General features: G+C 37.9%; 21 protein-coding genes. 10 read left to right on the forward strand and 11 right to left on the reverse strand.

Annotated features, from left to right (window positions below; all coding sequences use genetic code 11):
* The first annotated feature begins 46 nt into the window (after positions 1-46).
* The 3 genes from H7U17_RS15970 (at position 47) to hmpA (ending at position 2430) form a co-directional block, all read left to right on the forward strand.
* A complete protein-coding gene (locus H7U17_RS15970) occupies positions 47-481 on the forward strand; it encodes a hypothetical protein (protein ID WP_186757761.1) in 435 nt (144 codons plus the stop codon).
* A gap of 233 nt (positions 482-714) precedes the next feature.
* On the forward strand, positions 715-1149 hold the full coding sequence (locus tag H7U17_RS15975) for an RrF2 family transcriptional regulator (protein WP_186757762.1): 435 nt from the start codon (positions 715-717) through the stop codon (positions 1147-1149).
* Between the two features lie 69 nt (positions 1150-1218).
* A complete protein-coding gene (hmpA, locus tag H7U17_RS15980; protein ID WP_186757763.1) occupies positions 1219-2430 on the forward strand; it encodes an NO-inducible flavohemoprotein in 1212 nt (403 codons plus the stop codon).
* Positions 2431-2894: 464 nt separating this feature from the next.
* On the opposite strand, the gene H7U17_RS15985 is transcribed toward hmpA, so the two are convergent.
* Positions 2895-3524, reverse strand: coding sequence for an HPP family protein (locus tag H7U17_RS15985; protein ID WP_186757764.1), 630 nt, complete (start codon positions 3522-3524; stop codon positions 2895-2897).
* 374 nt (positions 3525-3898) lie between these two features.
* On the opposite strand from H7U17_RS15985, the gene H7U17_RS15990 reads away from it, so the two are divergent.
* The 3 genes from H7U17_RS15990 to H7U17_RS16000 are packed head-to-tail and all read left to right on the forward strand — an operon-like array spanning position 3899 to position 6298.
* Positions 3899-4165, forward strand: a complete 267-nt coding sequence (locus H7U17_RS15990) for a hypothetical protein (protein ID WP_186757765.1) — start codon at positions 3899-3901, stop codon at positions 4163-4165.
* Between the two features lie 17 nt (positions 4166-4182).
* Positions 4183-4536 (forward strand): hypothetical protein, encoded by a 354-nt coding sequence (locus tag H7U17_RS15995; RefSeq protein WP_186757766.1) that lies wholly within the window; start codon positions 4183-4185, stop codon positions 4534-4536.
* Positions 4537-4591: 55 nt separating this feature from the next.
* Positions 4592-6298: a hypothetical protein gene (locus tag H7U17_RS16000; protein WP_186757767.1), complete on the forward strand. Its 1707-nt coding sequence runs from the start codon at positions 4592-4594 to the stop codon at positions 6296-6298.
* A 106-nt stretch (positions 6299-6404) separates the two neighbouring features.
* Here H7U17_RS16000 and H7U17_RS16005 read toward each other — a convergent pair whose 3' ends face one another.
* Complete coding sequence (locus tag H7U17_RS16005; RefSeq protein WP_186757768.1) at positions 6405-7247, reverse strand: helix-turn-helix domain-containing protein; 843 nt, start codon at positions 7245-7247, stop codon at positions 6405-6407.
* A gap of 206 nt (positions 7248-7453) precedes the next feature.
* Between H7U17_RS16005 and hxlB the strand changes: the two genes are divergently transcribed.
* Positions 7454-8038, forward strand: a complete 585-nt coding sequence (gene hxlB / locus H7U17_RS16010) for a 6-phospho-3-hexuloisomerase (RefSeq protein WP_186757769.1) — start codon at positions 7454-7456, stop codon at positions 8036-8038.
* A gap of 48 nt (positions 8039-8086) precedes the next feature.
* Positions 8087-8725: a 3-hexulose-6-phosphate synthase gene (hxlA, locus tag H7U17_RS16015; RefSeq protein WP_186757770.1), complete on the forward strand. Its 639-nt coding sequence runs from the start codon at positions 8087-8089 to the stop codon at positions 8723-8725.
* 135 nt (positions 8726-8860) lie between these two features.
* Here the strand turns inward: hxlA and mnmE are convergent, their stop codons facing one another.
* The 6 genes from mnmE to mnmA all read right to left on the reverse strand — a co-directional run bounded on the left by mnmE (position 8861) and on the right by mnmA (position 16740).
* On the reverse strand, positions 8861-10243 hold the full coding sequence (gene mnmE, locus H7U17_RS16020) for a tRNA uridine-5-carboxymethylaminomethyl(34) synthesis GTPase MnmE (protein WP_186757771.1): 1383 nt from the start codon (positions 10241-10243) through the stop codon (positions 8861-8863).
* A gap of 31 nt (positions 10244-10274) precedes the next feature.
* A complete protein-coding gene (locus tag H7U17_RS16025; RefSeq protein ID WP_186757772.1) occupies positions 10275-10727 on the reverse strand; it encodes a thioredoxin family protein in 453 nt (150 codons plus the stop codon).
* A 244-nt stretch (positions 10728-10971) separates the two neighbouring features.
* The gene (locus H7U17_RS16030; RefSeq protein ID WP_230981453.1) at positions 10972-11277 is read right to left on the reverse strand and encodes a cold-shock protein; all 306 of its coding nucleotides are present in this window, start codon (positions 11275-11277) and stop codon (positions 10972-10974) included.
* A gap of 277 nt (positions 11278-11554) precedes the next feature.
* Positions 11555-14032 (reverse strand): ATP-dependent helicase HrpB, encoded by a 2478-nt coding sequence (gene hrpB / locus H7U17_RS16035; RefSeq protein WP_186757773.1) that lies wholly within the window; start codon positions 14030-14032, stop codon positions 11555-11557.
* 136 nt (positions 14033-14168) lie between these two features.
* A complete protein-coding gene (locus tag H7U17_RS16040) occupies positions 14169-14687 on the reverse strand; it encodes a DUF2911 domain-containing protein (protein WP_186757774.1) in 519 nt (172 codons plus the stop codon).
* A gap of 841 nt (positions 14688-15528) precedes the next feature.
* The gene (mnmA, locus tag H7U17_RS16045) at positions 15529-16740 is read right to left on the reverse strand and encodes a tRNA 2-thiouridine(34) synthase MnmA (protein WP_186757775.1); all 1212 of its coding nucleotides are present in this window, start codon (positions 16738-16740) and stop codon (positions 15529-15531) included.
* Between the two features lie 332 nt (positions 16741-17072).
* On the opposite strand from mnmA, the gene H7U17_RS16050 reads away from it, so the two are divergent.
* Both H7U17_RS16050 and H7U17_RS16055 read left to right on the forward strand, forming a co-directional pair.
* The gene (locus H7U17_RS16050; RefSeq protein WP_186757776.1) at positions 17073-17489 is read left to right on the forward strand and encodes a hypothetical protein; all 417 of its coding nucleotides are present in this window, start codon (positions 17073-17075) and stop codon (positions 17487-17489) included.
* A gap of 102 nt (positions 17490-17591) precedes the next feature.
* Complete coding sequence (locus H7U17_RS16055) at positions 17592-18770, forward strand: THUMP domain-containing class I SAM-dependent RNA methyltransferase (protein ID WP_186757777.1); 1179 nt, start codon at positions 17592-17594, stop codon at positions 18768-18770.
* A gap of 254 nt (positions 18771-19024) precedes the next feature.
* Here the strand turns inward: H7U17_RS16055 and H7U17_RS16060 are convergent, their stop codons facing one another.
* From H7U17_RS16060 to H7U17_RS16070, 3 genes are all read right to left on the reverse strand, one after another.
* Complete coding sequence (locus tag H7U17_RS16060) at positions 19025-20194, reverse strand: C40 family peptidase (RefSeq protein ID WP_186757778.1); 1170 nt, start codon at positions 20192-20194, stop codon at positions 19025-19027.
* A 70-nt stretch (positions 20195-20264) separates the two neighbouring features.
* Positions 20265-21566, reverse strand: a complete 1302-nt coding sequence (locus H7U17_RS16065) for an amidohydrolase family protein (RefSeq protein WP_186757779.1) — start codon at positions 21564-21566, stop codon at positions 20265-20267.
* A 37-nt stretch (positions 21567-21603) separates the two neighbouring features.
* On the reverse strand, positions 21604-22983 hold the full coding sequence (locus H7U17_RS16070) for an amidohydrolase family protein (protein WP_186757780.1): 1380 nt from the start codon (positions 22981-22983) through the stop codon (positions 21604-21606).
* Positions 22984-22994 lie beyond the last annotated feature (11 nt).

The following is a 22994-nucleotide window of genomic DNA, read 5'->3' on the forward strand; positions in this document are numbered from 1 at the left end:
ATTCGGAAAAAATCTACTGTACATTGAACTATAAACATAAGGAAAAATGAACCCATCTTACGTACATTTATTGATCAACGCAATTCCAGTATTAGGCACATTAACCGGCTTGATTTTATTAGCCTATGGTCTAGTGAAATCTTCAAGACGTTACGATAGAGAATCCTATATGGTTTTTATGATTAGTTCCATCGGTACCATTGTTACCTATATTTCTGGATTTTGGATTATGGATGCGATTGAAACGCCAAGTAATGAGATGATGGAATCTATTCAATTGCATCAGTACATTGCTCAAGGAGCCATAGCCAGTATGATAATTCTAGGACTTACTTCATTCTATGCTTATAGATTATCCAGTAAGGGCCATGCAGTCTCTAATACGCTTAACTATGTTCTCCTAGGGATAGCCTTTGTTTCTTTGGCCATTACCCTTTCTACTTCCATGCAAGGAATTAATATCCATTATCCAATCAACTAAGTAGCTTGCTTGGATTTCATTGAACAGCTAAGGTGCTTTTTAGCCATGGAGATAATTTTATACCTATCAGGTAGAATATTTTATATTGCTGTTCAGTAAATAATTATGCAATTTTCTGAAGTTTTAATTACTATTTCCCATAATCCAACGCTAAAGGACGAAAAAATTATTTAGGATAAATTTGTCCGAAATAAAAAAGCAACTACATTTGTTGCAACAAAAGTCAAGTATGCATGTTTTCCAAAGCCTGTCAATACGCCATTAGAGCAGTCCTTTACATCGCAACCCAATCAGAACAGGGTAGGAGGACATCCTTGAAAGACATTTCCAAGGAGATAGATTCACCTGAGGCTTTTACTGCTAAAATCCTCCAACAGTTATCCAAAAATAGTATTTTACTATCCATCAAAGGCCCCAATGGTGGCTTTGAGATTCCTGATGAAACCATGAAAAGGGTCAAACTAATTGAAATCGTAAGAATCATTGACGGTGATCAACTATTCACTGGATGTGCTCTGGGATTAAAGGCCTGCAATGAAGAAAAACCATGCCCGCTTCACAATCAATTCCTTGGTATTAGAACCAATATCCATCAGTTACTGGAAAATACAACAATAAAAAAATTGGTGAATGATTTAGAGCTTGGATTGACCTTCTTAAAGAGATAAAAAAAATTACAAATTTAAAGGATATAAAGGTCCTTTATTCTTTTATTCATACTATTAATCATCAAAAACATGGCGAGTGCTAAAACAATTGAGATTGTAAAATCTACCGCTCCAGTCCTAAAAGAACATGGAGAAACCATCACCAAAGTTTTCTATCAAAATATCTTCTCAAAGCATCCTGAATTGAGAAATATATTCAATATGACCCACCAGGCAAAGGGATCCCAGCCAAGGGTATTGGCTAATGCTATATTCCAATACGCTACCTATATCGATCAATTAGATATGCTATCAGGTGCAGTAAGTACTATTGCGCATAAACATAGTTCTCTATCTATAACGCCAGAAATGTATCCCATAGTAGGAGAGAACCTGTTATTGGCCATCAAGGAGGTATTGGGAGATAATGCTACGGATGATATTATTGAAGCTTGGGCAGAAGCCTATGGTGATTTGGCCAAAATATTTATTCAAACGGAGGAAACGATATATCATAGCCAAGAAAAAAGATCTGGAGGTTTCAGAGGTAAAAAACAATTCAAAGTCGTTAAGAAAACAGTTGAAAGTGAAATCATCAGCTCCTTTTATCTTCAACCAGTTGATGGAGGAAGCGTACCAGAATTTACCCCTGGTCAATATATTGCGCTTAGTGTAGCCATCCCTGGACATAAACACCTACATACCAGAAACTATAGTTTGTCAGATATTCCTGGAAAGGATATTTTACGAATTAGTGTGAAAAAAGAGCTTGGAAACCCTGCTGGAGTAGTCTCCAATCACCTCCATAACAATGTTAAAGTTGGTGACACTTTAGAAATAGGAATGCCTTCAGGAGAATTTGTGCTTAAAGATAATGATAAGCCAGTGGTGCTCATTGCCGGTGGGGTAGGGATTACTCCACTTTTGAGTATGTACAAGACTCTTTCTAAAAGAGATCAGCAGGCTCTATTGATACAATGCGTCATCAATTCTTCCACACAAGCCTTTGCCGAAGAAATCAAAAGCTTACAAAATGAGCATTCGAATGCAATAACGATATTCAGTGAGCCTACACTAGCAGATAGGGAAAATAGAAATATGGATTATACAGGTTTTCTGACCTTGGATATTCTAAAAGAAGTTTGGCCAGAAGAAGCTTGTGAGGTATACTTCTGTGGACCAAAACCATTTATGGCCCATGTCTTACAGTTACTTTCTGCAATGGAGGTTCCTAAAGATAATATTCATTTTGAATTCTTTGGCCCAAGCGAAGAACTACAGCAGGAAGCAGCCTTAATATAATAGAATCAAAAAGAGCATATTTAGCAAAAAGGACGCTATTTGGTGTCCTTTTTTCATGTCCAAAGCTTAATTGCTTTATAGATTTTTAATTGACCATTAAGGAATTAAGTGGCAAGAAAGTTTAGAGTTATTTGTTGGAGAAAAAGGATTCTTCATGTCCTTCAATCCTTCATCTATTCATGGCTTATTTTTTTAACCATTAAGGAGCTAAGGGACATTTAGGGTTGGAATTGTTTGTTGAGAAAAGGGTTCTTCATGTCTTCACTCCTTCATGTCTTAATGGTTTATTTTTGTAACCATTAAGGACTTAATAGACATTATGGTAGGAGTTTTTTGTTGGGAAAAAGGGTGTTTCATTCACTTAATCACTTCATTTCTTCATGTTTTTTTTACCATAAAGAAAGTCACCTACTAGTGATTAAAAAAAGTGATAAAATTAGTCAAGTCAAGCAAACTGTTTTTTGTTATGCTTTTAAACCGACACACCTCTTAAAATTCATGATATATTTTTCTCTTCTACTCTGGTATTTTTTAGGGTGCATATTGTAGGGGTAATGCCTGTTTTTAGGGAAATTATTAACCAACAAGGCAATAACCAATAGGATAATAGCACCTGACAAAACGGGACTCAACACATAAAAATACCCCAAAGATTTAATCTTTTCAGAACCTATCACAGCGATTAATGCAGAAGCGCCTCCAGGAGGGTGCAAGGCCTTTAACATCTGCATTGCCACTATGGAACTGGCTACTGCTAAAGCACAAGTCAGCCAAAACACATCAAAATAACCAATGGTTTTCACCATTGTTACGCCTATAAAAGCACTTATACCATGCCCGACAATCAAGTTTCTTGGCTGGGCAAGGGGACTATTCGTCGCTCCATATACCAATACCGCTGTTGCCCCAAAGGAACCAATCAGGAAAACATTTTCCAAGGCTGAAAAATCATAAAAATAAGATTGCACGAAACCTATTGCGCCAATTCCCAAAACGGCTCCTACAAAAGTCCAAATATGATCAATAGGATCAAGAATGGTCTGTTTATAAACTATATATTTGGCCTTTCTATAGCTCTTTTGAATGCGTTCCAAATCAAATAATTTATTCTTGTTTTATTTCGGACAAATTTATAATTTTTTTTAGGTTTTAACATCTAAAGAAAAGCCTAAGTCAGTATAGATCTAACTTATTAATAGGAAAAAAATCAGCTACAGAATAATTATTGAATCCTCATTTAATTTACATTATATAAGTTATTTTGTATTTTAACTTATATTATACCTATTAGAGAATCCTTTAAAAGACAATATTTTACCCTCTAGCAATTCACGTCTTCTTTGGTTCAATTTTTTAATACCTAAGAGGCATTATTAGAAGAGTATTAATTGAATAAAACTAATTTCTTTCCCAAGACCCTAACGGCGTACCTATTGAATTAGTCAAAACAAACCTAAATTTTATTTCTATGGACTTTTTTGAAAGAATTAAGGAAAAGCTTGAAGATAGCCTGGACGATATTTCAAATATTGAATATGCAATCATCAGAAACAATAATGGCAAACATGAACTTTTACTTTACAGAAAGCAAGAAATAGGTGGCGATTGCCTGACTTACCTTAGTTCTAAAAAAATAGATCCTGATCTCATCAAAGCCTTTAATGATTCCTTCCAATGTGCTGTAAATTCCAGAATAGGGATCTTAAAAGCTGTTATCAAAATATTCACAGACTAATATTAAACACATTCCAAATGAACGAAAAACTAAAAAATCTACAGGAAAGCATTAAGAAAGGGGTGGAAGACCTCGCTACACTTGAAGTGGCTACATTTACAGGAGCAGAAATTGAATTGGAACCTGCTTTGGAAAATGGCGAATACAATTCCAATAAACTATTCGAAACAATAAGAAAGGGACTTCCCACTGCCATATTGGTGGGCTATTCCCGATTTGAAGTTGAAGGAGATACCATCAATTATCTTAACAGTGAATTGGGAGAGGGCAAAAAGTACCTGACTGACGGTCATAATACTTTAGTGGAAGGAGCCCAAAGGACCAGAAAAGACTTTTTTGAATTTGTCCTGAAGGCAATAAAAGACATTTGATGGAAGGCTTTTTATATATCTTTAAACCTATGGATGGTAACATAATGGAAAAAACATGAAGGATACAGATGTATTAGAATTAGTGCCTAAAGATGAAAGGACCCTTCTTTCAAAGGCCTTGATCAAGCAGAATGCGCTTGACACCATTCAACTACTCAGTGATTTATATTATTTACCCAGAAAAGCCTTTGAAGATGAAACGATATCCAATGAGGAACTTGGCATGGCAATAGATCTGTTTCGCGATGAATGTAAAATATGTTTAGAGCAAAAAGAAGCCGATTCCAACTTCCGAAAAATTTGGCAGGAATCCATGGTCAATAGTGCTCACTTTGTAACTGGAAAGTTAAGTCCAGAAGAAATACTTCTTTTGAAGGACCTTACTGCGCTTGAGGGAGAACTCGTTTTTAATAATTTCCCAAGTCAGATGGGCATTGGCTACCGCATAGCATTTTATAGATTTAGAACATATAGTCTTATCAGCCCGCAATTAAAACCCAACCAAGCCAAATTCACCCTGCAAAAAGATTTAATGGAACAGGTCCTGCGAAAATACAAATACCCAGGAACCTTATATGACTTCCTCAATATTTTAGGTGACCAATTTAAATTAAGCGAATTTTGCATGCATTCAAATTTTAGTAAAAAAGGCTTTATTGGTGCAACTTTCTTTTTTGAGGTCAAAAACAGCAAGGCCAAACGGTTTAATAAACTTACCGGCAAAAGATTAAGGTTTACAAAACGCAAAGACTTCCTCTCTGGAATTCAAAATATTGCGCTTAGAAAGGCCTTGGATGGTATTTTGAGACAAAAACCCAAGAAGCAAATAGATAATTATATAAAAAGCCAGGAAAATAAATTTATGTTGAGGGTCCTTCAGGTAAAGTTATGGGTATTGGGACTATATCAAGGTAAATTGGACCATGACTTTGGCCCATTGAGCTTGACCGCTTTAAAAGAATTTTTGGAAATGCTTTTTGAGCAAAACAAACAAAATCAAGATGAGCTAAAAAACATCCTATATATCATCAAAAATGACCAATGCATTCTCAATTTTCAATATCTTTTGGAAAAGTATATAATCCCTATTGAAGATCAGGAAATTGAACATAAAGCCTATGAAGAATATTATCAAATATTGGAAGGAAAACACTTAGAACATGAGAGTACCAAAATCCGAAAAGAAGCTAAAATATTGGATGAAAATTTTAAATCATCCTTAATTGACCATTCAAAAAAACTTATTGCTACTAAAAAGCCAGCTAGAATTTATAAGGGTAAAAGGGGATTCAATAAATTCGTTTCAAAAATAACCAAATGGATAAAAAATATAGCCAGTAAGTTATTAAGGCTTATCAAATCTTTGATCAAACTCTTAGCAAAGACGATTAAGCAAATTTTTGAAGAGATCAAAGAAGCTATCCTAACTTTCCGACAAGGGATGTCCTTTCTATTTGGAAGAAGAAAAATTATTAGCCACCATCAAATCATTACAGATTATGATTTTGACTTTGATGGTCATAGCCTGTTATTGAGCAATAAATCGGAAGATTTTTTCCAAGATCACCTTAAAGAACTTCGAATTCGTTCCAATGCTTTATATCCCAGCATCAGATTTGCCACCGAGGTAATTAAATGGGGGCTTAGGTTTGCTACAGGTCTAGTATGGCCTAAGATATTCCTAAAAATGGCCCAGATTCTGAGAAACCACATGATTAGATCTGCCAAAGATGAACTGGTTAAGCTTAATTTTAAAATTTAGTGTTCACAAAGTAAACAACTAATAATATTTGTTTAATCTGACTGATATTTTATGAACTATAGCAGACTGTGTAAGCTATTCCTTCTTAGACTCTCCAATGACTGTTTTAATTGATCAGCGTATTATCATACTGTTTTACATGATTATTTACACTCAATTGAAATTCCTGTGGACTTAGCCCAGTATGCTGCTTGAAAAAACGACTAAAATAGGATCGATCTTTAAAACCAAGATTAAAGGCAATTTCCTTTATCGTATTTTCACTATGGATGATTTGGCGTTTTGCCTCTAAAATCAGTCTATCATGAATCAACTGCACACCAGTTTTACTCAACTTTTCCTTCAAAATCTGATTCAAACGTTTGGCACTAATTCCTACCTGATCTGCATAAAATTCAGCAGTTCTTTCCTCCAGGTAATTATTTTCCAATAATAACATAAACTCGTAGATACGTTTTTCATTGATGTCCTGCAGGGTAAAGTGATGCTCTTTCAATTGAATAAGTTGCAAAAGAAACACCTTTAATAAGGCCTTGATCATTATAAGGTTTAAAGTCTCCTTTTGATATTCAATATTCATCAAGTCAAAAATAGCATTGAGTCCTCTAGAGCTCTCATCATTGACCTGAAGACAAGAAAACTCTCCCTGAATATTAAAGATTCGAAATACATCTAGAAGAAATTCTTTTAAGTCCCCGTCTAGCAATTCCCTTTTAAAGGATATCAATAATCCTTTCTTTCCCGCTTTATTCAACTGATGTACCCGATAGGGAGGTATAAGATATATCCAGTCCCCTCTTAAAGTTTGAAAATCATGTTGGGGAACATGTAGTGCATTTTCATCTTTCAACCAAACGATCTCGAAAAACTCCTTTCGACCAGGATCATCCAAATAGGAAGGAGGACAATTATCCAAGGAACGAATATAGATTACTTTATCACTTAACATAGGCTCATTTTTTTGTAAAGGAAAACCACGAAAATCAGACCTTTTCCAAATTGTACCACAAAAATAGATAATCTCACCATGAATATCATTGTTTTGGGCAAATTGTACCACATAAGTGTCAAATCATGTATAAACAGGTCCAATCATGCCCACTAACTTTGTTTTGTCAATTCATTTAAAGCCTTAGTGAAGAAAATAAAACTGTCATGAACTATCCAGATACCAACATAGAAAATGAAATTTTGGCCTCAGACCTACAACTGATCCTTGATGAACACCATCAACTAGCCAAGAACATTTCATTTGATCAATTAGTTGCCGCATTACCAAAGATCGAGCAAGCGAAGAATATATTTTTGGTAGGTGCAGGTCGTACAGGATTTATGATTCGAGCAGCAGCCATGCGATTGATGCATCTGGGCTATGCTGTCCATGTGGTAGGAGAAACCACAACACCGGCCCTTAGTAAGGGAGACTTTTTAATCGCTGCCTCTGGATCGGGCACGACCAGTTCAATTGTAAAAGCTGCAGAGACAGCCCGAAAGCAAGAAGCCCATATACTTTGCTTCACCACCAATGCCAATTCTGCTTTATCGGAATTGTCTGATTATACAATCAATATACCTGCAGCAGGAAAGCAGGACCACCACAGCACTGTATCCCAACAGTATGCCGGTAGCTTATTTGAGCAATCATTCTTATTGGTATTTGATGCGCTTATCCAATTTCTCTGGAAGCAGAATGGAGCTACCGCCGAAGAACTATGGAAGCGTCATGCCAACATGGAATAGGCCAACAACAAGAAAATCTAAAACCTTATTTTAAAACAAACGAATATTATGACCAAATTACAAGTAGCCATTGATCTATTAAAAACAGAAGATGCCATCGCTTTAGCCACTAAAGTAGCGCCATATATCGACATTATTGAGTTGGGAACGCCACTAATAAAAAGTGAAGGCCTTAGCGTTATCAGGGCAATGAAGGATGCATTTCCAGATAAGAAGGTATTCGCTGATTTCAAAACAGCAGATGCAGGTGCTTTAGAGGCTCAAATGGCTTTTGAAGCAGGAGCTGATTATATTACTATTTTGGGAGCCACTGGAGATGCCACTATTTTAGGAGCTGTGGAAGTAGCAAAGAAATTCAATAAAGGAGTAGTTGTTGACACCATAGGCGTAAAAGACCGTGTAAAACGCGCCCAAGAAGTGATTGAGCTAGGTGTGGAATTTGTAGAACTTCATGCAGGTCTAGATGAGCAAGCTGATCCAAACTATTCCATTCAGGTACTAATAGATGAGGCAAGTAGGGCTGGAGTACCAATATCTATTGCGGGTGGTGTAAATAGTAAAAGCATTGAAGCTGTTCAAAGATCAGGAGCTGTAGTAGCTGTTGCAGGAGCTGCCATTTATGGTGCTGAAGACCCTGCTGCTGCTGCAAAAGGCCTCAAAGAAGCATTAACAGAATCAGTAGCCTAATAAATTTTATCAAAAAGAGGCTGTCTAATATTCCCCATAATGATTTTGTGGGATAATATTAGAAACAGCCTCTTTTTATATGATGCTATCTAGCACGTATTTTTCTATCATTTTTACCATATTATTTCAGCTTCATTACTTTCCGATACAAAACTTACTAAATATATTCGCCAATAAATCATCTGTTGTGATTTCTCCGGTGATCTCTCCTAGGAAATGTAAGGATCTTCTGATATCCATCGCCATAAAGTCATTGGTGATTTCATTGTCAATGCCATTCAATACATCCAATAAAGATTCACGGGTTTTGACCAGGGAATCATAATGACGAATATTGGTTACTACCGTATTGCCGGTTTTGAACTTATCCAAATTTACCAATTCCAAGATCTTATCCCTTAACTCATCAAGGTGTTCTTTTTTTCCTGCAGAAATAAAAATCGCATCAGGATGTTTTTCTTTTAACTCACTGATAAACTGATCATTAGACTTATCTACCTTATTAGCCACTTTAACAAAAGGAACACCTATATTTTCCAACTTATTGACATCTCTATTAATCTCTATCATATCAGTATCGGAAAGGTCAAAGAGATAAAGAATCAATGAAGCAGTCTTCATTTTTTCTTGGGTTCTGGATACTCCAATGGCCTCAATGGTATCAGTAGTTTCCCTTAAACCTGCTGTATCTATGAAGCGAAAAATCACCCCACCAATATTGATTTCGTCTTCGATAAAATCCCTTGTAGTTCCGGCAATATCAGAAACTATGGCCTTTTCTTCATTCAATAGGGCATTGAGTAAGGTAGATTTTCCGGCATTGGGCTTACCAGCAATAACAGTCGGCACCCCATTTTTGATCACATTACCGAGATCAAAACTAGCAATCAGATGTTCTACCACCCTTAATAGCTTCTCCACCAAAACCTGTAAATCCTGCCGACTGGCAAATTCCACATCTTCCTCAGAGAAGTCAAGCTCCAATTCAATCATCGACGCAAAATGGATCAACTTATTCCTTAATTCTTTGATTTCTCCACTGAAACCACCACGCATTTGATGCAAAGCTGCCTGGTGGGAAGCTTCAGAATCAGAATGGATCAAGTCAGCCACAGCTTCCGCTTGAGCCAGGTCAAACTGCCCATTCAAAAATGCCCTTTGGGTAAACTCTCCAGGCTTGGCAGGTCTGGCTCCCTTTTTTATCAATAGTTTGATGACTTGGTTGATAATATAGGAAGAACCGTGGGTAGAGATTTCCACTACATTCTCCTTGGTAAAGGACTTAGGTGCCACAAACAATGAAACTAAAACCTCATCAATTATTTTCCCCTCATCCCTGATCGTGCCATAATGGATGGTATGAGAATCCTGTTTTTCCAGATTTTTCCCTGCAAATACCTCATTGGTAATTTTAATGGCATCCTTACCGGACAACCTGATTACCGCAATGGCACCCACACCTTGGGGTGTGGCCAAGGCAATAATAGTATCTTCTTTTTCGCTTATTGAAAAAGCCATATTTGCTACAGATTATATTATTAGCTATTGATTAATTGGTGAAGCGTTGTATGGTAGCATTGAGGTCTTTGAGAAAAACATCCGCAGTCCTATACCCCGGCAACTGAGTGATGTTTTCCATGGCTGCATCAATGATCACAAAGTTAGGGTAGGAGCTCACACGCATGGATCTGGCCATACTTTCTTCTGTGTACTCATTTCCCCTAAATTGAAAGGTTTTCTCATTGTTTTCTGCGTCCAATTTCACAGCATAAAAATTGGCATTTATATATTCTATTACCTTGGCATCTGTAAAGGTTTCCTTATCCATTTTCTTGCACCATCCACACCAGTCTGTGTAAACGTCCACAATTAACATTTTGGGTTTTTCTTGATTAAGGGCTGTAGCCTCTTCAAAACTGTACCACTTGATTTCGGCCTTATCCTGGGCATAAATACCTGTGGCACAAAACATGAATACTAGGATTGCAAAAACGTTTTTCATCTTATTCATAATTATAAGCTAAAACTAAGCATTTTCATGCTTAGTTCCTTATTTATAGAATTTGTCTGTTTCAAAATTCCACTTAAAAATCAAAAAACGCTAATTGAAATAGCCCAAAAACCTTTCATAGCTAAAAAATGACCCATAAGATACCCCCTTTAAAATGACTGTATTTATCTATCGCTAAATACGAGCTAAAAAATAAAAACCATTACATTGATCAGGTAATGGCTTTTCTTAATAATTATTTATCTCTATCATCAGAATCAGGTCTTCTACGGTCAGGATTATATGGCCTTCTACCTTGATTCCCCTCTGGCCTTCTTCTTTCATCAGATGCTGACTTCTTTTTATCATCTTTTTCAGAAGGCGGTTCTGGTGGAGTATCCGTTATATTTCCAAACTCATCCACATAAGCAATCATGTCTTCTAGTTTTCCACTAGTTTCCTGTTGCTTTCTCTCCAAACGGTTCTCTAATTTTTCCTTTTTCTTTTTTGCTTTTCTGTCTGCCTTCTGCTTTTTGATAAAGCTGTTATTCGATCTTGCCATATATTTTGTTTGGTTCTCAAATACAAGCTTCCGAGCTTTAGTTAAAAACTTCTACAAAATAATTTTTAGTAAATGGTCTAATGCATTAACATTCAACTAGAAATAACATTTGGAAATAGCCTTTAAGGAAAACTTCGGGAAATGTGCTTGCTTATTATTAACCAAAGGTCAACAAAAAAGGGGAGGATAGCTAATTGTAAGCCCTTTATTTTATTTGTACGTATATTATATCAAATGAAAAACAGCCCATCTTTTCTTAGAATAAAGTCTTGGCCAATTACTTCCTTTTTACTCCTCTAACCGCCTCTGCATCCAGTGGATTATCCGGCCAATAATGCTTTGGATACCTTCTTTTCATCTCTTTCTTCACTTCAAAATAGGTGTTCTCCCAAAAGCTCCTTAAATCAGAAGTCACCTGAACCGGCTTAAATCCCGGTGATAGCAAGTGCATTAAAACACCCATCTTTCCATCATTTAACTTGGGCGTATCCAAAAGTCCAAATACTTCTTGCAGCCTTACAGCCAAAATAGGACTTTCTCCATCTTTTTGATAGTTGATTTTAATTTTTGAGCCACTCGGAACTTCCAGCCTTTCTGGTGCCAAATGCTCCAGTAGCTGTTGCTGATCAAAAGAAAGATTATGCTGAAGAATCTCCTTAATATTTAGCCTTTTAAGCTCTTCTGCACTGTCCAAATCTATAAGGTAAGGCATTAACAATTCTGGATCATTGAGTAGGTTCTTTGTGCTTACATCAGGCCATTCTTCTTTAGGATTCCAAATTTTCAGACTATATACACGATTCTGCCATTCTTGGACCTTATCATCAAAATTCAATAATCGCTCACCTTCATCTTGAATCGCTTTATATAGCGCTTCGCTTTGCAGTTCAGGATCAACATCATCCAAAGGCTTCGATTGCAACACAATATGCCCAATACGCCATTGCTTCTCTGCAATCAGCTCACCTCTTCTACTATCCCAAGCCACGACTTCCTTTTCCTTGACCATATATGCCAGGTCCTTTGGATTCAATGGGGCTGCCATAAATATCTTACCCAATCCATCACGGGCATCCACATGTGCAACACTCAACCAAGCCTCATGTGCCAATTCATCTTTATGATGCATCATGGCCAGCTTACCATTAGTCATTTTAAATTGGGCATTATTACCTGGTCTGGCATGTGCTATCCGTTCTGGATAGGCATAAGTTAGGATCAACCCGGATTCAAAAGGATCAAAAGGACTATTATCTTCAGCCAAATCAAATAATTTCCTATAATTGGCTGCTACTTTTTCTATTCGGTCAAATCCACGGCCTTGCTTATTGACAGATCTATGTCTGCGGAGCTTTTCAAGCCTAAGGTTAAGGTCTGTTCCAGCATCCCTGGTAAGTGGATCCTTTTCCTCCAAAATAGCAGCAATATCAGTAGCCAGGGCCAAATTTCCCTCTTCCTTGGCCTTCAATAACATATGCGCCAATCGGGGATGGCAGGGGAGTTCACGAAGCTGCTCACCATGCTTGGTTAGTTTATTTTCTTCAATTGCCCCCAATTGCTCCAGTAAATCCTGAGCCTGAGCCAGTGCCCCTGTAGGAGGAGGACTCAACCAGGTCATATTGGGAATGTCTTTTATACCCCATTGAACCAAGTCAAGGCAAAGTGGAGCAAGGTCTGCTTCCATGATTTCCGGAGTCCTAAACTCTGAGAGCCGGTCATCGGTAGCCTTGGACCACAGTCTATAACAAGTACCCGGGGCCAATCGACCTGCTCGGCCAGCTCTTTGAGCAGCTGAATCTTTAGATATTTTAATGGTTTCCAATCTGGACAAGCCCGATTTGGGATCAAATTTTGATGTACGTCCAAAACCTGAATCCACCACCACGGTGATTCCTTCTATGGTCAAGCTGGTCTCGGCTATTGAAGTGGTCAATACAACCTTTCGTTTCCCATTTGGATGGGGCAATATGGCTTGTTGCTGCTTCTGTGGTGATAATTGTCCATACAAGGGACAAATGGCAAAATCTGGTAATTGCCTATGAAGAATTTCTGCTGTTTTTTTGATTTCCCTCTGCCCGGGCAGAAAAGCCAAAATATCACCTTCTTTCTCTTTGGAAGCTTTTATGACTGTCTGGCTCATAAGTTCAGGCAGGGTCCATTCATCTGCATCCTGCATATAGATAACCTCAACGGGGTACTGTTTACCCAAGCTTTCAGCTATGGGGGCTTGGAGTAAATCAGACAACTGCGGCATATCCAAGGTAGCCGACATGACCATGATTCGAAGATCTGGTCTGAGGACTTGTTGCACTTCCCTACAAAGTGCCATAGCAACGTCAGCATGAATATTCCTTTCATGAAATTCATCAAAAATTACCAAGCCCACATTTTCCAAGGCATTGTCATGATGAATCATTCTGGTCATAATACCTTCAGTGAGCACTTCCACCTGAGTTTGCTCGGTAGACTTACTTTCAAAGCGTATTCTATAACCTATACTATGGCCAACTTTCTCTCCCAAAAGATCTGCCATACGAATGGCGATGGATTTGGCAGCAAGCCTACGAGGCTCCAACATCAGGATTTTCTTTCCCTTTAGCCATGCTTCCTCCATCAAGGCCAAAGGAATTAAGGTACTTTTACCAGCACCAGGGGGAGCATGAAGGATCAAAGAGGAATTTTCCGCTAATTGCTTCCTGACCTGTGGGATAATATCCACAACAGGCAGGTCTATTTTCAAAGGATCAAATACCAAAGTGCTATGATTTTTGCTCCAAAGGTAAGGGTAGGAGTAATAGAATTCAAGACAAAATTGGCGCTATTAAAAAGTAAAAGCCACCCCTAAATTCAGAGGTGGCTTTTACACATAATGGGTCCTTATCTGATCAGGGTTATTGAATATTCACTTTTCCTTTTCCGTATTCCCATCTAACTTCAAAACCATCATCGACCACTTCATATACTAATCTTTCTTCCATGGTAGAAGTTTGCTCAGATGGAATATTTACTCTCAAAACATCCTTTGAGGCATCATAATCATAGGCTCCCCATTGTTTGGCCACTGAATTGAAAATAAATACGGATTCCTCTTCGCCCGGGATAATAAAAAAACTGTATTTTCCAGCAGGTAAAGTTTTACCTTCTACCTTAATATCTTTGCTGGTTTCAAAGGTAGTCGCATCATTGGCACCTGCTCTCCAAACTTTACCAAATGGCACCAAGTCACCCCAAATCACTCTTCCCTTAACCCCGGGACTGTGATAATTAATGGTAATATCCGCACCATTGATTTTTCCTTCTGCGCTTGCTGCTGGACTGGGCTTTTGGGCTTCTTGTGCATAAAGGCTGATACAAAGTAAAAAGCTTAAAATGGTAAAAATACTAAGCTTGCCGATCATACTTGTCTTCATAAATATGTTTAGTTTTTTGTTTGTCTCAATATAGCTAAAATCAAGGAAAATAATTGGTATTCAACCATAAATTGAAATTGTTTGGTGATATAAAAAATGGGATTTCCATCATACTCTTAATGGTCACTGGTTTTAACCATTAAGGAATTAAGAGTCATGAAGGTTAGAAATATTTTTCTGCGTACTATTTAAACTTCATGTCCTAAACCCCTTTATGCCTTAATTATTCAATTTAAACCATTAGGAAGTTAGGGACATTAAGCTTTCTGATGTTCTTTTGTATAACATTTTAACTTCATGTCCTTAATCTCTTCATGCCTTCATGGTTACTAGTATTTAACCATTAAGAAGTTAAGGAACATTAAGGAGGGGAGATTTTTGAGTAATATTCCAAGCTTCAAGCCCTTCATGGTTCCCAGCTTTTGACTATTAAGGAATTAAGGGACATTAAGCTTTCTGATGTTCTTTTGTATAACATTTTAACTTCATGTCCTTAATCACTTCATGCCTTCATCGTTACTAGTATTTAACCATTAAGAAGTTAAGGAACATTAAGGAGGGGAGGATTTTGCATAATATACCAAGCTTCAAACCCTTCATGGTCCCCAGTTTTTGACTATTAAGGAATTAAGGGACATGAAGCTTTCTGATGTTCTTTTGTGTAACATTTTAACTTCATGTCCTTAATCTCTTCATGCCTTCATGGTTACTAGTATTTAACCATTAAGAAGTTAAGGAACATTAAGGAGGGGAGGATTTTTGTGTAATATTCCAAGCTTCACCCTTTGCCCCCTTCATTTCTTCATTGTTCCTGCTTTTTCATCTTGCAGGAGATAAAATTTTATGCAATTACCCCAGATCCAATACTTTCCTCACCATCATACCAGGCTACAAATTGTCCTGATGCAATTCCCTTTTGAGCTTGGTCAAAAAGCACATAAAGTCCATTTTCCTTCATGATCAAAATAGCCATGCTCAGCGACTGTCTGTACCTGATCCTGGCCAAATAACGTTTACTTTCTCCAGGATTTAATCTCAAATCTTCACGGATCCAATGTACATCTTCCTTAGGAACAAAAAGACCATGTCTCATCAATCCAGGATGCTTTTCACCCAAGCCCGTATAGATAATGTTCTCCTTTGTATCTGTTTGGATTACAAATAATGGCTTACCAGTTCCACCTACATTTAATCCCTTACGTTGCCCAACAGTAAAATAATGGGCTCCATTATGTTCAGCTACCTTTTTGCCCTGATCTGCTGTGTATTGCAATGGCAAACATATTTGGTCAAGTGTCTCTTGCTCCACATCCTCAAGGGCTATCCCAGCCGGAATTCGTTGCTTTTTATAGATTGGCAAGTCATCAGGGACAATCAATATATCACCCTTTTTAGGCTTTAATTGCTGCTGTAAAAACTCAGGCAACCTTACCTTTCCAATAAAACAAAGCCCTTGGCTGTCTTTCTTATCTGCTGTAACCAGCTCCTGTTCCTTGGCAATTTTCCTTACCTCTGATTTTTGCAAATGCCCAATAGGGAAGAGGGCCTTGGAAAGTTGTTCCTGATTTAACTGGCAAAGGAAATAACTTTGATCTTTATTATTATCAGCACCTGCCAAAAGCTGGTAAACTGTTTTTCCATCTACCTCAATCTGTCCTTTTTGGCAGTAATGCCCTGTGGCCACAAAATCTGCCTTTAATTTTTCGGCAGCCTTTAAGAAAATATCAAATTTAATTTCCCTATTACAAAGTACATCCGGATTGGGTGTCCTACCTGCCTTGTACTCGGAAAACATATAATCTACTATACGCTCCCTGTACTCTTCGCTGAGGTCTATGGCCTGAAAGGGGATGCCCAGTTTTTCTGCCACCAGCATGGCATCGGTACTATCCTCCATCCATGGACATTCATTAGAAATGGTAACAGATTCATCGTGCCAGTTTTTCATAAACATGCCGATGACTTCATAACCTGCTTGTTGTAATAAATAGGCGGTAACAGAGCTATCCACTCCACCAGAAAGGCCTACTACAACCCTTTTTCTTTCATTCATGACTTTTACATTTTCATGGGGTCAAGGCCCATGAGGTGACGTAATGAGAAATGACAAATATCCTCATTGACATTTGCCTTGTAATAAAACTAAATTATATCTCTTTAGTTCCAATACAGCTACAAAGATAATGATTATTAAAACCATTAATAGACTATCATAATCAAATGAATCAATAAAATCGAAAACGATTCAAAGATTCAGTGGTTTATAATATACGTGAAAGCCTGAAATACGTATAATAAAAGACCTTTTGAGAGGTTAACTATCCCAAGCTTTGAGCTGGGTGAAATTATTTAAAATTAATAAACCTAAAAATCAAACCATTCAACATGTTACGTCAAATAAGAGAAGCCATAAAAACCATCAAGGAACACAAAGAAAGCTTTATCTACCTTGATGAAAAAGGTAAAGAAATAGACTTGGAAGCTGCAGCCCAAAAAGGCATCAATGTGAAGCCCATAAAGGTAAAAACCAAGGCTGTGGAAAAATTGAAAGAAAAGGGACTGGACTTAAGCAGAGAAGAAGTAAGAAATGATTTGCAGGAATTGCTGGACTTGCTCAATGAAAACGGCAGGCACTTACCCGAATCTATTCCTCCAAAAATCTATAATAAGGAAGAATTAATGGATAAATGGATGGATTACGCCATGGTGGATGAAAATGCCAATGCAGAAGAGTTTGCTGAGGAACACCATATCGGATACAACACATTGACCAAATGGATTAATGAGGTAAAGCCTAAATAATTATCTAAACTATAAAATTAACAAGAGGAACCTTAAGGTTCCTCTTTGTTTTTAGTGGGAACATAAATTTATAAATCACTTAAATAACGTACTTTTGCAGGCATGAATAATTTTGATCATAAAGGTAAGGTGGTGGTCACCTGTAAAGATCGCTTTGCACCCTATTTGGAGCAGGAGCTAAAGGATTTAGGTTTTAAGCCAAAAAATGTTGGCAGGACCAGTGTGGAGCTTTATGCTAGCTTGAACCAATGTATATTTTTGAATATGCATCTCAGGGTGGCCAGCCATGTGCTATTTGAAATCAAATCTTTTTACCTTCACCACGCCAAGGATATTTACAGAAGGATAAAAGCCTTGCCTTGGGAAAACTATATTGACAATAACACTTATTTTTCTGTGGTCTCGCACGTTGAAAACGAAAGTGTCAACAATCCACTTTTTGTTAATGTAAAAATTAAAGATGCTATTGTAGACCGATTTAGGGAAAATACCGGGGTAAGACCTGATACTGGTTCTGAATTTGAAGGAGCTGTAATCCAGCTATTCTGGAAAGACACCCAAGCATCCTTGTTTATCAATACTTCTGGAGAGACACTTTCCAAAAGGGGATATAGAAAAATTCCTGGCAAGGCTCCTATGGCCGAAAACTTGGCTGCCAGCACTATTTTGGCGAGTGACTGGGATAGGAAAGGACCATTTGTCAATCCTATGTGTGGTTCTGGCACCTTGGCTATTGAAGCGGCTTTGATGGCTACCAATAGGTATCCGGGGCTTTTCAGGGACCATTATGCTTTTATGCATATCAAAGGCTACGAGGATGACGTTTACCAAAAACTGAAATTTGAATTAGAGGAGAAGATCAATGATAATATCAGCACTAAAATCATTGCCTCCGATTTAAGTGAAAGGGCCATTTATGCTTCAGAGGAAAATGCGAAAACCGCACAGGTTTTTGATCATATCCAATTTGAAGTAGGGGACTTTGCAGAAACTACTGTCCCGGAAAGTGACCATGGTGTGGTTTTCTTTAACCCTGAATATGGAGAACGATTGGGTGAAGAAGAGGAGTTGGTGGCCATTTATAAACGAATGGGGGATTTTATGAAGCAAGAATGCTCAGGATATACAGGCTATATTTTTACTGGGAATATGAATTTGGGTAAAAGGGTAGGTCTTAAGCCTAGCAGGAAGATAGAATTCTTCAATGGTACCATTGATTGTCGCTTATTAAAGTTTGAACTTTATCAAGGAAGTAAAAAAGGAAAGTACCAAAAGGATTAACATGCTTTAACTTCTAGGAAAGATTAACCAAAGATAAAAACGATAAACACTGGTAATCTTAATTGCGAACTTTTCAAATGAACAAATGATTTTATAAAAAAGCCCTTTTCCATGCTTTTGGAAAAGGGCTAAAATTTATCTGAATAAAATATCCAGATAAGATAAGCAACATTTTTCTGTTTCTGACTTTTTGTTTTTCAACTTTACTTGTGTACTTACACAACGCTGACATTAAAGCACTTATTGCAAAGCTGTCAATTTATCACCTTATCAACAGAAATAATGTTTTCACTTGGCACCTGTCTAATTCTTTTCGTCCTTAGGTACCTGCCTAATTCATATTCATCATAATTGGGGCTAGATGGATCAAAACTGCTAATCCTCACCCTTCCTCTGGAATGAATGAAGGAATTATCGCCAATCCACATGCCTACATGAACAATTCGCTCTGGCCTATCATCAGTGGCTTTTCTACCAAAAAACAACAAATCACCCACTCTTAAATTATCCCAGTTTTTATCTGTATCCACCAATTCTCCTTCATGTACCTGTTGAGAAGCATCTCTTGGTATTACCTGTCCATTGAGATAATAAATTGTTTTGGTAAAACCACTGCAATCCACCCCCTTAATGGAAGTGCCGCCCCATAAATAGGGGACACCCATCATATTTTTAGCAGTATTGATCAAGTTTTCATCACTCAACTCTCGCGTACCTAACCAGCTATGAAAAGGTGCTGCACTTTGTTTGTTGATATATCCGCTTCTTCCATCAGGCAACTGTACTTCATAATGATTCTGAGCATTAGCTTTCACTTCCAACACATTACCAGCGGTGAGATCACTGACCATCATTTGCTCAGATTTATCTTCATATACATAGCCTAGCAAACCTGTAAAAATCACTTTTTCAGCATCTTCCCATGCCTGAAACTCCTTCTCATCCATCAATGCAATCCCAGCAGCATCTACCCATGAAATATACTTATCAGGAGTTTGAACCAAATACCAAGAGCCAGCTTTCTTAAGGACGCCCAAGGGCGTGCCCATGGTCGCTTGAGTAGCCAATTCGGCTGAATGCTTGGGAGCACTTCTAATATTAGCTACAGAAATAGTCACAACACCATGAGTTTTCCCTTCCAAGTCAGCATCAGGCAATAATTTCACCTCATTTATATATTCAAGCCCCATACTGTCCAATTTGGATTCAAGAGTTTCCAGAGCATTAGGCAAATTAGTCTCGCCCTTCAGCGTATCTCCTTCATAAGCTAGATTAAACAATGCCACACGCTTATCAGGAGCAAATTCAGATTTAATTTGATCAATGATCGGTGATAAATCATTGTTGGCTTCTGGCTGGCATGCCCATAATAATAGCAAAGCGATGAGACCAGAAAATATATTTTTCTCCTTAAAGTAATTCATATTCAGTAATTGCTTGATTCTATATTTAAATAAAACAAAACCCCGGGAAAGTTCACCGGGGTCTTGTTAATTATTTTTCCAAACCAGGATTTCTTTCCAAAAATTCCTGATACAACCTGATATGTCTGCTGGTCATTGGAATCTTATAACCGTCTATAAAGACATGCTTAATTTGGGTTTTGGTTTCAAATGGATCCCCATCAGCAATAAATAAAGTAGCATTTTTACCTTCTTCAATGGATCCCAATTTATCATCCACACCAAATATCTCAGCAGGTACTATAGTTACTGCTTTTAGTGCTTCCTCCTTGCCCAAGCCATAGGCAGCGGCAAAACCTGCATTGAACGGAAGATTTCTTACATTCTCCGCTTCATTGGTTCTTAATGCTACTTTGACTCCAGCCTTTTGCATTTTACCGGCATTGGAATAAGCAGCATCATAGCGGTCAGAGTCTCTTGAAGGAATGGCCAAAACAGGTCCAGTGATTACAGGTAAACCAGACTCAGCAATTTCCTTTGCTACTCTATAACCTTCTGAAACACCTGTAAGAATTGCTTTTTGAACCTCTTTCTCTTTGATCCATTTGATGGCATTTTTGATATCTTCAGCTTTGTTTACTTCTACCATTAGGGCCAATTCACCTCTGACTACTTTTGCCAACTGCTCCATCTCTGGATAATACGTCAGCTCTGCTTCTGCATCTTCCAACTTCATATAAGTACTGGCCTTTTCCCATAACTCGTCGATATTCTTCATGGCCTTTTTGGCATCCTTCTCAATATCCTCATCGCTTCTTCTGTCCCAACGACCTCTACGGGCTAGTGTAGGGAAATTCATAGGAACACCTTTAAAGCCAGCAAACATTTGATCTGGAGTATAACCATTGAGATTGATCAAAGCTGAAGTACCTGGAAATAAACCTCCAGCAGGAACAGATAGGGTAGTAGTCACTCCCGAAACCCTAGTAACTGGAATTACTACTGAATTTGGATTAATGGCCGTCAAAGCCTGCATGTTCGGTGTTACATTTCCGATTTCTGCATAATCCTGGGTTTCAGCCAAAGAACCGACTTCCACTAAGCCCATTCTCGTACCGGAATCAATCATACCCGGATAGATAAAATGTCCATTACAATCTACTACAGTAGCTTCGGAAGCACTTAGGTTTTTACCTATCTGTTGAATTTTTCCTTCAGAAATAAGTACATCGGTAGCCTCAAGCACTCCATTAGTCACTGTCACCACAGTAGCTCCTGTTAACAGGAATTTTCCACCTTCCGGCTTTAATACTTCCCCTTCAATCTGCCCGTAAGACAGTATAGGAACAAGCAGTAAAAGGACTATATATATAATTAAATTAATTTTTCTCATTTTACAGTTATTCATTTGTTTATCAATGAATTATTAATCAATGTGTATGCGTAAAATTTGCTGCTTCTTCAGTAAACAACTCTACCCCATGCATACATCTTTCATCCTCAGCTTGAAGGTAAACAGGCTCGACCATTTGGGTAGGACTGACCTTTAATCTTTGGTCATCTTCATCGTCATTGATGTCAAAATATTTCACGCCATCCACAAAGGTCATCTGAGGAATCGCATAAACAGAAAGGGGGTGGTTATCAAAGATGACCAAATCTGCTTGTTTTCCTTCCTCAATGGATCCAACAAGATCATCTATCCCCAATTGTTTAGCTGGATTGATTGTAATCAAAGACAAAGCCTGCTCATCTGTCAAGCCGCCGTATCTTTGGGTTTTGGCTGCCTCATGGTAAAGATGGCGGATCAATTCACCTGAATCAGAATTGATGGATGTAATCACATCATTCTCCATTAGGATAGCGGCATTATAGGCAGTTGAATAATACACCTCAAACTTATAAGCCCACCAATCACTGAAAACTGAAGCCCCCATGGTGTACTTAGCCAGTTCAGGAGCCACCTTAAATCCTTCGTTCACATGGGTAAACACCAATTTATCCACTCCAAAGTCTCTACAAACATTGATCAGCATATAGATTTCATCTGCCCTGTAAGAGTGACAGTGTATAATGATTTCTCCATCAAGGATATCAGCAAGTGTTTCCAGTTTTAAATTGTATTCTGGAGGGGTAATCGTATTGTTCTTTTTATCCTTAGATGCATTATAGGTTTCCCATTGCTTTTTGTATTGTATAGCCTCAGCAAATCCATTTCTGATAACAGCTTCAACACCCATTCTTGTTCTAGGCTGTAGGTTCTTACCACGACCGTGTACCCTTGTAGGATTTTCACCCAAAGCAAACTTAATAGTCCTAGGAGCTTCCTTCATGATGATGTCCTCAGGATCATGAGTACCATACCTGTATTTCATGGTGATGCTTTGACCACCAATGGCATTGGCTGATCCATGCAGACCATGTGCAATGGTAGTCCCACCAGCCAATGCACGATAGATCCCCACGTCAAATGGATTTATTACATCGGCCATAGAAACTTGAGCTGTAATAGGTGCTGTAGCCTCATTAACCACATCCAGTGCCAAATGAGAGTGGGCATCTATAATACCAGGCATCAAAAATTTTCCAGTAGCATCTATACTTTCCACATTTTTAGGTGCAGAAAGATCTTTCCCAATTTTTTTGATCAATCCATCCTGAACCAATACATCAGTTTCCTCAAGTGTTCCTTGGGTCACTGTAAGTACAGTTGCATTCTTTATCAATACACTGCCTTTAGGTGTTTGGGCAGTAAGCCCATTGGCCACTAAAAGCAATACACATAAGAGTATATAATTAAATTTCTTCATTGATATCGTCA

The sequence above is a fragment of the Echinicola salinicaeni genome (genome assembly GCF_014280965.1).
Lineage (GTDB): Bacteria > Bacteroidota > Bacteroidia > Cytophagales > Cyclobacteriaceae > Echinicola > Echinicola salinicaeni.

What these genes read in the sequence shown, in the direction of transcription:
- H7U17_RS15970 (WP_186757761.1), top strand. Translation starts at nt 47, where the DNA reads ATGAACCCATCTTACGTACATTTATTGATCAACGCAATTCCAGTATTA.
- H7U17_RS15975 (WP_186757762.1), top strand. Translation starts at nt 715, where the DNA reads ATGTTTTCCAAAGCCTGTCAATACGCCATTAGAGCAGTCCTTTACATC.
- hmpA (WP_186757763.1), top strand. Translation starts at nt 1,219, where the DNA reads ATGGCGAGTGCTAAAACAATTGAGATTGTAAAATCTACCGCTCCAGTC.
- H7U17_RS15990 (WP_186757765.1), top strand. Translation starts at nt 3,899, where the DNA reads ATGGACTTTTTTGAAAGAATTAAGGAAAAGCTTGAAGATAGCCTGGAC.
- H7U17_RS15995 (WP_186757766.1), top strand. Translation starts at nt 4,183, where the DNA reads ATGAACGAAAAACTAAAAAATCTACAGGAAAGCATTAAGAAAGGGGTG.
- H7U17_RS16000 (WP_186757767.1), top strand. Translation starts at nt 4,592, where the DNA reads ATGAAGGATACAGATGTATTAGAATTAGTGCCTAAAGATGAAAGGACC.
- H7U17_RS16005 (WP_186757768.1), bottom strand. Translation starts at nt 7,247, where the DNA reads ATGTTAAGTGATAAAGTAATCTATATTCGTTCCTTGGATAATTGTCCT.
- hxlB (WP_186757769.1), top strand. Translation starts at nt 7,454, where the DNA reads ATGAACTATCCAGATACCAACATAGAAAATGAAATTTTGGCCTCAGAC.
- hxlA (WP_186757770.1), top strand. Translation starts at nt 8,087, where the DNA reads ATGACCAAATTACAAGTAGCCATTGATCTATTAAAAACAGAAGATGCC.
- mnmE (WP_186757771.1), bottom strand. Translation starts at nt 10,243, where the DNA reads ATGGCTTTTTCAATAAGCGAAAAAGAAGATACTATTATTGCCTTGGCC.
- H7U17_RS16025 (WP_186757772.1), bottom strand. Translation starts at nt 10,727, where the DNA reads ATGAAAAACGTTTTTGCAATCCTAGTATTCATGTTTTGTGCCACAGGT.
- H7U17_RS16030 (WP_230981453.1), bottom strand. Translation starts at nt 11,277, where the DNA reads ATGGCAAGATCGAATAACAGCTTTATCAAAAAGCAGAAGGCAGACAGA.
- H7U17_RS16040 (WP_186757774.1), bottom strand. Translation starts at nt 14,687, where the DNA reads ATGAAGACAAGTATGATCGGCAAGCTTAGTATTTTTACCATTTTAAGC.
- mnmA (WP_186757775.1), bottom strand. Translation starts at nt 16,740, where the DNA reads ATGAATGAAAGAAAAAGGGTTGTAGTAGGCCTTTCTGGTGGAGTGGAT.
- H7U17_RS16050 (WP_186757776.1), top strand. Translation starts at nt 17,073, where the DNA reads ATGTTACGTCAAATAAGAGAAGCCATAAAAACCATCAAGGAACACAAA.
- H7U17_RS16055 (WP_186757777.1), top strand. Translation starts at nt 17,592, where the DNA reads ATGAATAATTTTGATCATAAAGGTAAGGTGGTGGTCACCTGTAAAGAT.
- H7U17_RS16060 (WP_186757778.1), bottom strand. Translation starts at nt 20,194, where the DNA reads ATGAATTACTTTAAGGAGAAAAATATATTTTCTGGTCTCATCGCTTTG.
- H7U17_RS16065 (WP_186757779.1), bottom strand. Translation starts at nt 21,566, where the DNA reads ATGAGAAAAATTAATTTAATTATATATATAGTCCTTTTACTGCTTGTT.
- H7U17_RS16070 (WP_186757780.1), bottom strand. Translation starts at nt 22,983, where the DNA reads ATGAAGAAATTTAATTATATACTCTTATGTGTATTGCTTTTAGTGGCC.